This is a genomic window from Gemmatimonadales bacterium (assembly GCA_035502185.1).
GTDB lineage: Bacteria > Gemmatimonadota > Gemmatimonadetes > Gemmatimonadales > JACORV01 > Fen-1245.
On the sequence record DATJUT010000050.1, the window covers coordinates 25,325 to 40,174 of the forward strand.

Genomic DNA, 14,850 nt, shown 5'->3' on the forward strand with positions numbered 1-14,850 from the left:
TCCCTCGTTCAGTCGGCCGCGATGGACTGGGCGGCGGGCCCGATCCAGCGGCAGATCTCGTTCACGCCGAGCGGGGCCGCTCCGGCCCGCGAGTGCCGCACCAGCCGCGCGATCAGCTCCGGCCGCAGCAGGCTGCGCAGGTAGGTGTGGAACTGGCCCGAGAACGACAGCTCGACGACGTGAATGACCTTCCGCCCCTCGAGCTCGCGCTCGACGCGCTCGAGCGGGAACGGCATCAGCAGCCGCGGGATCACCACCCGCACCGGGAAGCCGGCGGCGGCGAGCTGCTCCACCGCCTCCAGCGCCGCGCCCTTGGCCGCGCCCCACGCCAGCAGCGCGACCTCCGCCTTCGGATCGCCCGCCACCAGCGTCAGGTGCTCGTAGTCGCGCGGCACCACCTCCAGCTTGCGCGCGCGCTTCTCGCTCATCTGCTGGTGCACCGCCGAGCCCGACACCGGCCAGCCGCGCTCGTCGTGCTCCAGGCCGCTCATCAGGTAGTTGCCGCGCGCCTGGCCCGGGATCGTCATCGGGCTCACGCCGCTGTCGGTCTCGGCGTACCGCTTGAAGCCGTGGTGCGGGTCCACCGCCGCCAGCTCGGCCTCGGTGGCGATCCGCCGGTCCACCACCTTCACGGTGCCCAGGTCGAAGGGCGGGATCGCGTCGGTGCGGTGCCCGATGGCCTGGTCCGACAGCACCAGCACCGGGGTCTGGTACCGCTCGGCGATGTTGAACGCGTCCACCGCGACCTCGAAGCAGTCCTGCACGTCGGTGGTCGACACCACCACCCGCGGCGCGTCGCCGTGGGTGCCGTACAGCCCCTGCAGCAGGTCCGCCTGCTCGGTCTTCGTGGGGATGCCCGTCGAGGGCCCCACCCGCTGCACGTTGAGCACCACCAGCGGCAGCTCGGCCATCGAGGCCAGGCCCATCGCCTCGAGCTTGAGCGAGATGCCCGGGCCCGACGACGCCGTGAGCGCCTTCACGCCCGCGGTCGACGCGCCGATCGCCATCGAGATCGACGCCAGCTCGTCCTCCGGCTGCATCATGGTGCCGCCGAACTTCGGCAGCTCCTTGCCGAGCCACTCCATCACTTCCGACTGCGGGGTGATCGGGTAGCCCGCGAAGAACCGGCATCCCGCCACCAGGGAGCCGAAGGCGAAGGCCTCGTTGCCGGAGATGACCATCCGGGCCTCGCCTTCCCTGACGGTGACCCGCGACGCCACCCGCGGGTGCTCCGCCGCGACCGCCACCCCGGCGTCGAGGGCCGCGATGTTCGCCGCCACGACCTGCTCGCCCTTGCGGCCGAACTTCTTCTCGATCGCCCGGGCGAAGCCGTCGCGCGGCAGGCTCAGCGCCCCGGCCAGCACGCCCACCGCCACGATGTTCTTGGCCAGCGCGCTGCCGCCCTTCTCCACCGCCAGCTTCTCGAACGGCACCCGGATCACCGCGCCCTTGAGGCTCTCCGGCAGCGGAATCTGCTCGGGCGGCGTCTTGTCCAGCTCGTCGACGTAGATGAGCGTCGCCGGGCCCGGAGCCAGCTCGCTCCGGAACCGCCCGTAGTCCGCCCAGTTGAACGCGATCAGCACGTCGAGGTCGTCGCCCTGGGACAGCACCCGCCGCGAGGCGAGGCGCACCCGCACCGACGACTCGCCGCCGCGGATCTGCGGGCCGAACGACTTCACCAGCATGCCGAACAGGCCCTCGTGGGCCCCCACCTGTATGAGCAGCTCACCCACGGAAACCACCCCGTCGCCACCGGCGCCGGCGATTCCCACGATGAGGTCGTCACGCGACATCTTCCGTCCTCCATCCCGAGCGCGCAGCCCGGAATTCGCCAAGAGCGCAATCTAATTGAGTTTGACGCAGCGGACAAAGCACGCAACCTTCATATGCAATGACCGCGCCACGCCCGACGCTGCACCCCTCCGCCAACCCCGCCGGCGCCAAGTTCCCGCGTGACGCCTGGCTGCTCGTGGCACTGGAGCGCGAGAAGCTGCTGCCCCCCGACGCGGTGGAGCAGTTCCGCCGCCAGGCGCCGGAGTGGGTGGCGACTGCCGCGATCCAGAAGGGGTGGGTCGCGGCGGACGTCGTGATCAGGACGGCCGCACGCGCGGCGCACGTGCCGGCGGCGAACCTCGCCCAGGTCGATCCGACCGCGACGCAGTTCGTCCTCGAGGGCGTCGCGCGGCAGTACGGCGTGCTCCCGCTCTCGGCCACCAACCGCGTGATCCGCATCGCCACGGCCGACCCGCTGAACCTCGACGCCGAGCAGGCGCTGGGCTTCGTCGCCGGCCGCCAGGTCGAGTTCCAGTACGCCCTGCCGTCCCTGCTGATGCAACGGCTCGACGAGGTCTACCGGCCGGAGCGGCCGATCGAGCGACTGGTGGGTGGGCTCACCACCGCGCGGACGGCCGAGGCCGCGGGCGAGGCGGCGGCCGCGCCGCCGGCGACCGGAGTCGAAGCGCCGGCCGCGCGGCTGGTGGACGCCGCGATCGCCGACGCCGTGCGCGAGCGGGCGAGCGACGTGCACTTCGAGCCCTCCGAGCAGGGGCTGGTGATCCGCTACCGCGTGGACGGCGTGCTCAAGGACGTGATGAAGGTGCCGCCGGGCGCGGCGGGCTCCGTGGTGCGGCGCCTGAAGGTGATCGCGAAGCTGGACATCGCCGACCCGCTGCACCCGCACGAGGGGCGCGCGACCGCGCAGGTGGAGGGCAAGGACTGGGACCTCCGCGTGTCCACCGCCCCGGTGGGCCGGCTGGGCGAGAGCGTGCTGGTGCGGCTGCACGATCCGTCGGCGGCGCTGACGTCACTCGGCGAGCTGGGGCTGTGGCCCGACGAGCGGACCGCGCTCGAGGGGCTGCTCGCGAGCCGCGACGGCGCGATCGTCGTGGTCGGTCCGACCGACAGCGGCACCACCACCACGACGTACGCGGTGTTCCTGCGTGCCCACCAGCGCGCCGGCAACGTCGCGACGGTCGAGTCGCCGATCGAGTTCCGGCTGCAGGGCGTGAACCAGATCGAGGTGAGTCAGAAGGGCAAGTTCACCTTCGCCGAGGGTCTGCGCTCGGCGCTGCGGCAGAATCCCGAGGTGATCCTGCTCGGGGAGATCGGCGACGCGGAGACCGCGGAAGCGGCCTGGCAGGCGGCGCGGGCCGGGAGGTTGATCCTCTCGGTCCTGCGCACCCGGGGCGTGGCGGCGACGATCTCGCGGCTGCGCGAGTTCGGCCTCGACGACCGGGTCATCGCCTCCTCGCTGCGGGGCATCGTGGGGCAACGCCTGATCCGCCGGCTGTGCGAGCGCTGCGCGGTGCCGGCCGAGGTGACCTCGCTCCCGCCGCCCAGCCGTCCGCCGGCCGACTTCGACCGGCCGGTCGCCATCCGCGCCGCCAAGGGGTGCCCCGAGTGCGGCTTCACCGGGTACCGCGGCCGCGCCGCGATCCAGGAGACCCTGGCGATCGACGCGTCGATCGCGGGCTCCATCGGGTCGGGCGCGTCCCCCGACGCGCTGGTCCGCGCCGGGCAGCGCTACGGGATGCGCACCCTGTGGCAGGCCGGACTGCGCCGGGTCTGGGTGGGGGAGACGTCCTACGAGGAGCTGGCGCGCGTCGCGGACGAGCCGGCCGTCGAGATCGTGCACTCCGAGTCCCACGCCGCCGCGCCGGCGCCGCCGGCCGCGCCGGCTGCGCCGGCGCCCGCGCGCGCGCCCGCCAGGCCGGCAGTGCCGCCTGCCCCGGTCCCGCCGCCTCCGCCGCCTCCGCCGCCGGCCTCCGAGATCCCGCCCGCCGCGCCGTTCGCCGAAGTGCCGCCCGCGGCGGCCTTCGCCGAGCTGCCGCCCGAGGGGCCGGCGCCCCCCGAAAAGCCGCCGCTGGTGCTGATCGCGGACGACGATCCCGCGATGCGGGTGCTGGTGATCACGATCATGAAGGCCCAGGGGTTCGAGGTGGCCGAGGCCGCCGACGGCCTGGAGGCCCTCGACCTGGCGCAGCGGCTCGCGCCGGCCATACTGCTGCTCGACATGGACATGCCGCGGCTGGACGGCTTCGGGGTCCTGGAGGCGCTGCGGCGCCGCCTGGCGGGCCGCGCCGTGCCCGTCGTGGTCGTGACCGTGCACGACGATCCGGCGACCGAGGCCCGCTGCATCGAGCTGGGCGCCGAGGACTACCTCACCAAGCCGATCCAGCCGTCGTCGCTCGTCGTCCGGGTCCGCGCCGTGCTCCGGCGCGCGGGGGTGCACTACACGTGGCCAAGATCCTGATCGTCGAGGACAACCCCGACAACATGAAGCTGTTCACCGCGGTGCTCTCGATCCGGGGACACCGGGTCGTGGGACTGCCGGGCGGCGAGCAGCTGCTGCCCACGATGCGGGCGGAGGCGCCGCAGGTCGTGCTGCTCGACATCCAGCTGCCGGGCGAGGACGGCTTCCAGCTGCTCGAGCGCCTGGTCGCGGACCTCGGACCCGCGCTTCCGCCCGTGGTGGCGCTCACGGCGCACGCCATGAGCGGCGACCGCGAGAAGGCGCTCCGCGCCGGCTTCAGCGGGTATCTCACCAAGCCCATCGACGTCAGCACGTTCGCCAGCTCGGTCGAGGCGTTCCTCAGCCACGCCGGGTGAGCGGACCCGGTCTCGCCACGCTCGCCGCCGTCGGCCGCGCCGTGGTCGGCTGTGAGCGCTGTCCGCGGCTGAGGCGCCACTGCCTCGAGGTGGCGCGCCGGCGGAAGCGGGCCTGGGCCGACCAGGAGTACTGGGGGCGCCCGGTGCCCGGCTTCGGCGACGGACGGGCGCGGCTCCTGGTGGTCGGGCTGGCGCCCGCGGCGCACGGCGGCAACCGCACGGGGCGGATGTTCACGGGCGACGCGAGCGGGAACTGGCTGTACGAGGCGCTGCACCGGTACGCGTTCGCGAACCAGCCGCGGTCGGTGTCGCGGGACGACGGCCTGTCGCTGGAGGACTGCTTCGTCACGGCCGCCGTCCGCTGCGCGCCGCCGGGCAACCGCCCCTCGCGCCGCGAAGAGGCGACGTGCCGCCGCTGGCTCGAGGCCGAGCTGCACCTGCTGACGCACGTCGAGGTCGTCGTCACGCTCGGCCGGCTCGCCCACGACGCGTGGCTCACCGCGTCCGGCTGGAAGGGCCGGCTCGCCCGCGGCGGCGTCCCGCGGTTCGGCCACGGCGCCACCACGCGGCTCGCGGACGGCACGCTGCTGATCGCGTCGTACCATCCGAGCCAGCGGAACACCAACACCGGCCTCCTGACCCGCCCGATGTTCCACCGCGTGTTCGCGGAGGCGCGCCGGGCCCTGGGCCGGGCGCGGGCGTGACGGTGCGCCGGCGCCTCGGCACGCTGCTCGCGTTCCTCGTCGCCGGGGGGTGTTTGTTCGCGCGGCTCGGCACCCTCCCGCTGATCCAGCCGGACGAAGGCCGCAACGCCGAGGTCGCCCGCGAGATGAAGGACGCGGGCGCGTGGCTGGTGCCGACCTACGACGGCCTGCCCTACCTCGACAAGCCCGCGCTCTACTTCCGGATGGTCGCGCTCTCGATGAGCGCGCTCGGTGAGACGGAGACCGCCGCGCGCCTGCCGGGCGCGCTCGCGGCGCTCGCGCTGCTCGGCCTGGTCTGGGCGTTCTGCCGCCACGCCTGGGGCGGCCGGGCCGCGGCGCTGGCGGTGCTGGTGGTCGGCACGACGCCGCTGATCGTCGCCTTCGCCCGGATCGTCATCCTCGACATGCCCCTGGCGCTGTTCGTCACGGGGGCCATCCTCGCGGGCTTCCGCGCGGAAGAGCGCGACGGCGCGGCGCGAGCCGCCTGGTACCTGGCGGCCGCGGCGTGCGCGGGGGTCGGGACGCTCCTCAAGGGACCGGTCGGGTTCCTGCTCCCCGTCCTCGTGCTGGTGGCCTTCAACCTGGTGGACGGGAACGCCCGCGCCCTCGGCCGCGTGTTCGCCGCCCGCAACGTGCTGCTGTTCCTCGCCATCGTGCTGCCCTGGTTCCTCGGCCTGGCGTGGGTGCGGCGCGACTTCGCCTACTACGGGCTGGTCGAGGAGTCGCTGCACCGGTTCACCACGTCGAGCTTCCACCGCACCGCTCCGTGGTGGTACTACGCGCCGGTGACGTTCGCCGTCCTGTTCCCCTGGAGCCTGCTGCTGCCGGAGTCGGTCGCCGGCGCGCTGCGCGCCCGGGCGCGCTGGACGCGCGCGGACCGGCTCCTGATGACCTGGGCGGTCGTGGTGGTGCTGTTCTTCTCCGTGTCGCAGTCGAAGCTGCCGGGCTACGTGCTGACGGGTGTGGTGGCCCTGGGCATGCTGATCGCCCGCGTCCTCGACCTGGCCTTCGAAGCCGAGGACGGCTACGCCCGCGCTCTCCTCTGGCGCGCCACCGCCGCGCTGGCCGTGATCGGGCTCGGCACCGCGGCACTGCTCGCGGCCGGTCTGGGGCACCCCGGCGGCTTCCCCGCGCTGCTCGGCCTCGAGGGCGGCGAGGCATCGCTGCTCGGGCCGGCCGCGGCGCCGCTCCTCTGGTCGGTCGGCGCGCTGGCCCTCGTGGCCATCGCCGCCCTGTCGAGCCGCGCCCTGGTGATGGCCTGCGCCACGTTCGCCCTCCTGCCGCTGTTGCTGCTCACGGTCGCGTTCGGCGGCGTCGAGGCGTACGCCGAGGCCGACTCGGGCCGCACGCTCGCCGCCGGCATGCCGGCGCTGCCGCCCGGCACCGAGCTGGCATGCCTCGAGTGTCTCCCCAACGGCCTGCCCTTCTATCTCAAGCAGCGCGTCACGCTGATCACCCGCGACGGCAGCGAGACCACGAGCAACTACGTGACCTTCGTCCTGCGGCGCGCGCCGCAGTGGCCGGCCGGCGTGGTGCGGCGCTCCGACGTGGACCGCTGGCTCGCCGGGCGCGGCCCGGCCACGTACCTGCTGGCCGGCGAGCGGCAGCGGGCCGCGCTGGATTCGATCGCCTGGCGCGCCTTCGCCAAGGTGGAACCCGTGGCACCCGGCTGGTGGGGCGCGTTCCTCGGCGCCCCGTCGCCGTCCGACACCGCCACCAGCCCCGCGCCCTCCGCGGAGCTGCCCGACTCGACGAGCCGGCCCGCGACGCACCCGGCGGCGCCGACTCCCTCCCGGGACCGCTGACGTGTGCGGGGTGTGCGGGGTCGTGGGGTGGGAGCGCCACAGCGACGACGCGGCCGCGCGCGAGCGCGAGGTCGCGGCCATGCTCGACGCGCTCGCGCACCGCGGCCCCGACGACCGGGGCCAGCTCACCAGCGGCGCCGCCACGCTGGGCGCCACCCGGCTGGCCATCCGCGGCCTGGCCAGCGGGCAGCAGCCGATGGTGGATCGCGCGAGCGGGGTCGTGGCCGTCTGCAACGGGGAGATCGACAACCACGCCGAGCTGCGCGCCTGGCTCCGCTCGCGCGGGCGCGAGCCGGCGCAGGACACCGACATCGCCGTCATCCCCGGGCTGTACGCGGAGCTCGGCGAGGCGTTCGTGGAGCGCCTGGTGGGGGCGTTCGCCATCGCCGTCTGGGACCCGCGCGCGGAGTGCCTGCTGCTGGCCCGCGACCGGGCCGGCGAGCGCCCGCTGTTCCTCGCCGCCGACGCCGCACGGACGCGCTTCGCCACCGAGATCGCGGCGCTCGCGGCCGTGCCGGCGCAACGGCTCACCAGCGACGCCGCCGCGCTGCGCTCGTTCCTGCAGTTCGGATACTTCCGAGCCCCGGCGTCGCCGTTCGCCGAAGCGCGGAAGGTGGGACCGGCCGAGCTGGTGACGGTCGGCGCGGGCGGCGTGGCCCGGCGGCGGTACTGGCGCTGGAGCATCGCCGCGGCGCCCAAGTCGGCGCCGCGACGCGAGCAGTTCGACGCCGTGTTCCGCGAGGCCGTCCGCCGCCAGAGCGAAGTGGACGTGCGCTACGGCGCCTTCCTGAGCGGCGGCATCGATTCGTCGCTGGTCGCGGCCGTCGCGCGCGCCGAGCGGCCGGACTATCCGCTCAAGGCCTTCACGCTGCGGTTCTCGGAGCGATCCTACGACGAGGGACTGTTCGCCCAGCGCATGGCCGAGCGCCTGGGCATCGCGTGCGACGCCGTGTGGGTCGCCCCGGGCGCCTTCCCCCCGACCCTCGCCGAGCTGATCGCGCACGCCGGCGAGCCGCTCGCGGACCCCGCCTGGGTTCCCACCGCCCTGCTGGCCCGGCGCGCGGCGGAGGAGGTGAAGGTCGCGCTGGTGGGCGAGGGGGGCGACGAGCTGTTCGGCGGGTACCCCACCTACATCGGCGCCCTGATCTCCCAGCGTTACGCGAGGCTGCCCCCCGTAGTCAAAGGGATGTGCCGGCGGCTGATCGACGCCTGGCCTCCAAGCGACAAGAAAGTCAGTATCTCGTTTCTGCTCAAGAAGTTCGTCGCGTCCGCGGAGCTGGACGGCATGCGCCGGCACGCCGATTGGACGTCGAACATCGCCTCGCCGCTGCTCGCTCGCCTGGGCGTCGAGGGTCCGGAGGTGGCGGACGAGGAATGGGACGCGGCGGGATTGCTCGATGCGGTGCAACGGCACGACCTGGAGACGTCTCTCGCCGAGGGCTTGCTGACCAAAGCCGATCGTGCGAGCATGAATTCGGCCCTGGAGCTGCGGGCGCCGTTCCTGGACCGTGACGTGATCGAGTACGCCGCGACACTCCCCCCCTCGTCGCGGGTTTCCGGCGTGACGACCAAGGTGTTCCTGAAGCAGTACGCGACGGCGTACCTCCCGCGCGGCATCGTGCACCGCCGCAAGCGCGGGCTGTCGGTACCGTTGAGCGGCTGGCTGCGCGGGCCGCTGCTCGAGTGGGCCCACGCGCGCATCGGCTCGGCGCGCCTCGCGGCGGCCGGAGTCGAGCGAGGGGCCGCGCTGGCACTGCTGGAGGAGCATCGCTCCAGAAGGGTGGACCATGGCCGGGCTCTCTGGACCCTCATCGTGCTGAGCGAGTGGCTCGACTGGGCTGCCGGCCGTACTCCAGCCTGACCGTGCCCGACCGCCGTTGCCTGCTGCGCGGCCTGCTGGCCGGCGCGCTCGTGGCGTGGGCGGTGCCTTCGTCCGCCGTGGCGCAGCAGGCCAGCGCCGCGGCACGGCGTGACAGCGCGCGGGTCTCCTACCGCACCGAGGACCTGGTCTTCGTCACGGCCGGGCGGCTGGCCGGTCTGGCCGTGGGTGACACGCTCGAGATCGCGGGCCGGGGTGGCGCCGTCGTGGCGCGCGCCGTGGTCACGAGCGTCGCGCAGCGCACGGCGAGTGCGGCGCTGATCTCGGGAGGCTACCTGGTGGCCGTCGGCCAGATCGTGCGCTTCACGGCCCATCCGCGGGCGGAGACGGCGGCCGCTCCGGCGCCGCCGCCGGACACGGCCGTGGCCGGGGTCGCGGCGCCTTCACCGGCGGACACCGGAGCGGTCCCGCGGGTCGTGGCCCGCCCGGTCCGCCCGGCGCGCTGGCGTGCCAGCGTCAACCTCGATCAGACCGCCAGCTCCACCGGCGGGGCCCAATCGCTCACCACCTACCAGACCATCGGAACGGTGGCGGCCAGCGGGCCCGTGGCCTCGTGGCTCAGCTTCAGCACCCGCAGCACGACGCGCTATCGGAACGGCTCCGGCGGCCTGGCCGGCTTCGGGCTGACCGGCAGCTCGACCATCCTCTACGAGCTGAAGGCGCGCGTGGCCCCGGCGGGCGGGTGGTGGAACTTCCAGATCGGCCGCTTCGTGCCGACCGACATCCCGTCGCTCGGGTTCGTGGACGGCGCGAGCCTGGAGGTGCAGCCCGGCCGCGGGGAGCGCATCGGCTTCCTGGCCGGCTACGCGCCGGACGTGTACACGATGGACCCGTCCACGCAGGTGGCGCAGGCGGGCGCGTACTGGGGCTTCAGCGGGCAGACGCTCAGCGGCGCGCTGAGCGGCGCGACCCAGTGGCAGTGGAGCCAGATCCGGCGCACCTGGTTCTCGGCGCAGACCTTCTGGGCGCCGACCACCGGCGCGTCGTTCTCGCTGCTGGCGGACGTCGATCACGGCGCCGGCTGGGAGAGCTTCCGCGGCTTCCGCCTGACCAACCTCGCGGTGGGCCTGCACGCCAACCTGCCGCTCGGCTTCCGCGGCGGCGTCACGTACGAGACGCACGCGTCGCTGCTGTTGTTCTCGATGCTGCTGGCGGGCGACACGTTCCCGCTGCCGGGGCGGCTCACCGGCGTCACGGCCACGCTCGGCCGGGACCTGCTGGGCTCGGCAGTGGAGGTCTCCGCGGGCTACCTGAAGCGGGTGACCGACGTCAACCCGACGTACCGCGGGACGTTCACGATCTTCAACCGGCACTTCATGTTCGCGGCGATGGGCCAGCACGGTGACCTGTTCGACTTCGGATCGGCGGTGGCACGGGTGCCGTTCCTGTTCGGCGCCTCGCCGTTCACCGCCGCGCTGAGCGTCTCGTCCAACGTGACGCGGACGCCGGGCGGGGCGCAGACGCTGTGGCGGTACGGGCTCTCGCCGGAGCTGGGCCTGCGCCTGGGCGGCGGATTCTACGCGTCCCTGAACGCCGACATCGGGCAGTACGCGGGGCTCACCAGCAGCTACCTGCGCGCGGGGGTCTCCTATCAGCTCTGGTGATCGGTCTCCCAGGCCGTCCGCCGGGATCGGCGTGTCGGTGTACGTCGACCGGCTGCTGCTGCTCGCCGGCCTGGTCTCGACCGCCGCGGGCGCTCTGTTCCTGGTGCGGAGCGGCGCGTACTACCTGCTGCCGCTGTGGGAGCGGCCCAACTCGCCGCTCCACGAGACGCTGCGCTCCTCGGGGAGCCTGGGCCACCCGTTCGGCTGGATTGGCTCCGCGCTGGTGCTGGTGGGCGTCATCCTGTACTCGGGCCGCAAGCGGCTCGGGCCGATGCGCGGGCGCGGGCCGATGCGGACCTGGCTCAACCTGCACATCTACCTGTGTTTGGCGGGGCCCTTCCTGGTGGCGCTCCACACCTCGGGCAAGCTGCACGGGCTGGGAGTCTACTCGTTCTGGTCGATGATGGTCGTGGCGGCGAGCGGGGTCGTCGGGCGCTGGATCTACCAGCAGTTCCCCCGCACGATCCGGGGCGAGCTGATGTCGCTGGAGCAGATCCGCGAGGAGCAGGCGGCGCGGCGGCAGCGCCTGGCCACCGACTTCAAGCTGTCGCCCGCGCAGCTGGCGGCGATCGACGACGTGGCGGAGCGCAGCGTGCGCCGGATCCAGGGCGGCACGGGCGGCGGGCTGCGCGCCCTCCCCATGCTGCTGGTGGACGATCTGGCTCGCCCGTTCCGGCTGGCACGGCTGCACCGCCGGATCCGCCAGGGCCGCCGGCTGCCGCGCGCGGAGGCGAAGGCGATCTTCGACCTGGTCGGGCGTCAGGTAGCGACGGCGCGCCGGGTCGCGTTCCTCGGCACCTTCCGCAACCTGTTCGGCTACTGGCACGTGGTGCACCTGGTGTTCTTCGCGGCCATGATGGTGCTCCTGGTCCTGCACGTGGCGTCGGAGGCGTTCTTCGGCGTCCCGCTGATGGGGGCCTAGTGCACCACGGCGCCCCGGCCGCGGCCGCCCTGGTGCTGCTCCTGATGACCGCCACGACGCGCGTCCTGGCTCAGGGGTTGGCGTCGCCCGGCCCCCTGGCGACCGCCCACGCGAAGCTGGACGACCTGGCGCACTGCCTGGACTGCCACGACGCCGGCCGCCAGCTGTCGGGCCAGAAGTGCCTGGCGTGCCACCGGTCGCTCGCTGCCGAGATCGGCGCCGACCGCGGCTACCACGCCGCGGCCACGCGTCACGGCACCGAGCTCGCCTGCCGCACCTGTCACAGCGAGCACAACGGGCGGCCGTTCCAGCTGGTGAGGTGGCCGGGTCCCCGCGGCCGCGAGGGCTTCGACCACCGCCAGACCGGGTGGCCGCTCGAGGGCGGTCACGCCAAGCCGGCGTGCGAGGCGTGTCACAGGCCCGCGCTGGTGGCCGACGCCTCGGTCCGGAGCGACGCGTCGCTGGCCGTGCAGCGCACCTACCTCGGTCTGGGCACCACCTGCGCGGCGTGCCATCTCGACGAGCACCGCGGCCGGGTGAGCCGCGAGTGCCTCGCCTGCCACACGCTGGACGCGTGGAAGCCGGCGCCCGGGTTCGACCACGACCGCACCCGGTTCCCACTCACCGGCCTGCACGCCCAGGTGCCCTGCGACAAGTGCCACGCCGTGCGCGAGGAGCTGGCCTCCGGGCCCGGCGGCAGCACCGACTCGGCGTTCGTGGACTTCCGCGCCACCCGCACGTCCACGGCGGCCGGATGCGCCGGCTGCCATGCGTCGCCGCACCACGGTGCCGGATTCGCCGGCGGCTGCGAGAAGTGCCATTTCACGACGGGCTGGTTCGTGCTCGCCGATTCGGCACGCCGGTTCGACCACGCCACCACCGGCTTCGCGCTCCGCGGCGCGCACGCTTCCTCGCGGTGCGAGAGCTGCCACCTCGCCTCGCCGCGGGCGGCCCTGCCCGCGGGCGTCGCGCTGGAGCGGGGGAACTTCCTGCGGGCCTTCAGCCGGCTGCACATGGCGTACGACCGCTGCGACGCCTGCCACGCCGACGTGCACCAGGGCCAGCTGGAGCGGGGCGGCGCGAGCCCCGACTGCGCCGCCTGCCACACGGAGACGAAGTTCGCACCGGCCCGCTTCACCATGGCGGCACACGACAGCACCCGGTTTCCGCTGACCGGTGCGCACCAGGCCACGCCGTGCGTCGCCTGCCACCCGCTGGTGGCCGGCGCCGCGCGCGGCTCGGGCCACATCCGGTTCACCGTGCCCTCGCTCGCGTGCGCCACGTGCCACCGGGACCCGCACGGCGGGCAGTTCGCCGGCCGCCACGTCGCGGGCTCGGGGCCGGCCGCCGGAACTGAGGCGTCGGTCCGCTCGACCTGCACGCCCTGTCACACGACCGACGCGTGGTCGTCGCCGACCTTCGACCACGATTCGACCCGGTACCCGCTGCGCGGCGCGCATCGCGCCCTGCCCTGCGGCAAGTGCCACACCAGCGCCGCCGCCGGCCTCCCGGTGCGCTTCGGCGGGCTGGGCACCAGCTGCGACGCCGCGGGCTGCCACCGCGACCCGCACGCCGGCCAGTTCGTCGACCGGCCGCGGGGCAGCACCTGTACCACCTGCCACACCGAGACCGCGTGGGCGTCGCTGGTCTTCGACCACCAGAAGGACTCGGACTACCCGCTCGACGGGGCCCACCGCAACGTCAGGTGCCTCGCGTGCCACCGCCCGGCAGGCCACCCGCCGGTGGTGCGCTTCCGTCCGCTGCCGCATCGCTGCGAGGACTGCCACGCCACGGCGCAGGGAGGTCAGGTCCGGTGAGGCGACTGCTGCTTCGAGACCTCGTCATGGCCGCCCTGCTGCTCCTGGCGTGGGCCGCCGCCCCGCGCACCGCGGCCGCCCAGTACCAGGAGACGGTGGCCAATCCGCACGTCAACCTGCGGGGCCTGGCCTGTACCGTCTGCCACACCACCCAGAACTGGCGCGACGTGGTGTTCGATCACCGCAAGACCGGCACACCGCTCCGGGGCCAGCACGCCTCGGCGCCGTGCGCCGGCTGCCACAACCTGCGCGACTTCCGCACCGCGGCGCGCGAGTGCCGCACCTGCCACCAGGACCCGCACCGCGGCGACGCGGGGCTGCGGTGCGAGCAGTGCCACACCGAGGCGAGCTGGCAGCAGGTGAGCGCGCGCGACGCGCACGCCCGCACCCGGCTCCCCGAGCTCGGCGTCCACGCCTCGCTCAAGTGCGTGGACTGCCACCGCCAGGCGGCCTTCCAGCAGTTCAGCGGCGCGGTCACCCCGTGCGTCGCCTGCCACCAGGCGACGTTCGCCGCGACCACGAGCCCGGCCCACGCCGCGATGGGCTTCTCCAGCCAGTGCGAGAGCTGCCACCAGTTCACGACCTGGGACTTCGCGCTCTACCGGCAGCACGAAGCGATCTTCGGCATCTACTCCGGCGCGCACGCCGGCGTGTGGCGCAACTGCGCGAGCTGCCACACCAGCGGCAGCGACTACTCGGTGTACTCGTGCACGGTCTGCCACGCCCAGGCACGCACCGACGCGGAGCACCAGAGCCTGGGCAGCGCGTACAGCTACCAGTCCTCGGCCTGCCTGATGTGCCACCCCAACGGCAGCCGTGGCAGCTTCGGCCAGCACGACGCGGTGTTCCCCATCTTCAGCGGCGCCCACCAGGGCACCTGGACGAGCTGCACCGCGTGTCACCCGAGCGGCAGCTCGACGACCTCCTTCACCTGCATGTCGACCGGCTGCCACCCGCAGGCGTCCACCGACCCGATTCACGGCGGGATCGCCGGGTACGCGTACGTCGCCCAGCAGTGCCTGTCGTGCCACCCCACCGGCGGACCCGCGAGCTTCACGCAGCACGACGCGACGTTCCCGATCTACAGCGGAAGCCACAAGGGCGTGTGGACGGCCTGCACCGCCTGCCATCCCACGGCCGGCTCGACTACCGTGTTCACCTGCATGTCGAGCGGCTGTCACGCGCAGGCCGCGACCGACCCGATCCATGCCGGCATCACCGGCTACGCGTACACGGCGAGCCAGTGCCTGTCGTGCCACCCGACCGGCCAGCCGGCGAGCTTCACGCAGCACGACGCCTCGTACTTCCCGATCTACAGCGGGACCCACGCCGGGCTCTGGTCGGCCTGCACCGCCTGTCATCCGACGGCCGGCTCGCCCAACCTCTTCACGTGCATGTCGAGCGGCTGTCACCCCCAGACGGCGACGGACAACGAGCACCAGGGGCGGACCGGCTACTCCTACACGGCGGCGGGGTGCTACTCGTGCCACCCGAGGGGATCGGGCGGCTAG

General features: G+C 73.9%; 10 protein-coding genes. 9 read left to right on the plus strand and 1 reads right to left on the minus strand.

Annotated elements, in window-relative coordinates:
- Positions 1 to 8: 8 nt before the first annotated feature.
- The gene (locus VMF70_06690; GenBank protein ID HTT67698.1) at positions 9 to 1,793 is read right to left on the minus strand and encodes a 2-oxoacid:acceptor oxidoreductase subunit alpha; all 1,785 of its coding nucleotides are present in this window, start codon (positions 1,791 to 1,793) and stop codon (positions 9 to 11) included.
- A gap of 98 nt (positions 1,794 to 1,891) precedes the next feature.
- On the opposite strand from VMF70_06690, the gene VMF70_06695 reads away from it, so the two are divergent.
- From VMF70_06695 to VMF70_06735, 9 genes are read left to right on the plus strand one after another with little or no spacing between them, the layout of a single operon-like run.
- Positions 1,892 to 4,252, plus strand: coding sequence for a type II/IV secretion system protein (locus VMF70_06695; GenBank protein HTT67699.1), 2,361 nt, complete (start codon positions 1,892 to 1,894; stop codon positions 4,250 to 4,252).
- Positions 4,237 to 4,608: a response regulator gene (locus VMF70_06700; GenBank protein ID HTT67700.1), complete on the plus strand. Its 372-nt coding sequence runs from the start codon at positions 4,237 to 4,239 to the stop codon at positions 4,606 to 4,608. The genes VMF70_06695 and VMF70_06700 overlap by 16 nt, the downstream gene beginning before the upstream one ends.
- On the plus strand, positions 4,605 to 5,312 hold the full coding sequence (locus tag VMF70_06705; GenBank protein HTT67701.1) for a uracil-DNA glycosylase: 708 nt from the start codon (positions 4,605 to 4,607) through the stop codon (positions 5,310 to 5,312). Before VMF70_06700 ends, VMF70_06705 begins: the two co-directional genes overlap by 4 nt.
- Positions 5,309 to 7,117 carry a glycosyltransferase family 39 protein gene (locus tag VMF70_06710; GenBank protein HTT67702.1) on the plus strand — a complete coding sequence of 603 codons (1,809 nt, stop codon included), beginning with the start codon at positions 5,309 to 5,311 and terminating at the stop codon, positions 7,115 to 7,117. The genes VMF70_06705 and VMF70_06710 overlap by 4 nt, the downstream gene beginning before the upstream one ends.
- Positions 7,118 to 7,127: 10 nt before the next feature.
- Complete coding sequence (gene asnB, locus VMF70_06715; GenBank protein ID HTT67703.1) at positions 7,128 to 8,978, plus strand: asparagine synthase (glutamine-hydrolyzing); 1,851 nt, start codon at positions 7,128 to 7,130, stop codon at positions 8,976 to 8,978.
- A 2-nt stretch (positions 8,979 to 8,980) separates the two neighbouring features.
- On the plus strand, positions 8,981 to 10,600 hold the full coding sequence (locus tag VMF70_06720) for a hypothetical protein (protein HTT67704.1): 1,620 nt from the start codon (positions 8,981 to 8,983) through the stop codon (positions 10,598 to 10,600).
- A 31-nt stretch (positions 10,601 to 10,631) separates the two neighbouring features.
- Positions 10,632 to 11,522, plus strand: coding sequence for a hypothetical protein (locus VMF70_06725; GenBank protein ID HTT67705.1), 891 nt, complete (start codon positions 10,632 to 10,634; stop codon positions 11,520 to 11,522).
- Positions 11,522 to 13,339, plus strand: a complete 1,818-nt coding sequence (locus tag VMF70_06730; protein HTT67706.1) for a hypothetical protein — start codon at positions 11,522 to 11,524, stop codon at positions 13,337 to 13,339. The genes VMF70_06725 and VMF70_06730 overlap by 1 nt, the downstream gene beginning before the upstream one ends.
- On the plus strand, positions 13,336 to 14,850 hold the full coding sequence (locus tag VMF70_06735) for a hypothetical protein (GenBank protein ID HTT67707.1): 1,515 nt from the start codon (positions 13,336 to 13,338) through the stop codon (positions 14,848 to 14,850). The genes VMF70_06730 and VMF70_06735 overlap by 4 nt, the downstream gene beginning before the upstream one ends.

Coding starts and splice junctions, on each gene's coding strand:
- VMF70_06690 (HTT67698.1), bottom strand. CDS start 1,793: ATGTCGCGTGACGACCTCATCGTGGGAATCGCCGGCGCCGGTGGCGAC.
- VMF70_06695 (HTT67699.1), top strand. CDS start 1,892: ATGACCGCGCCACGCCCGACGCTGCACCCCTCCGCCAACCCCGCCGGC.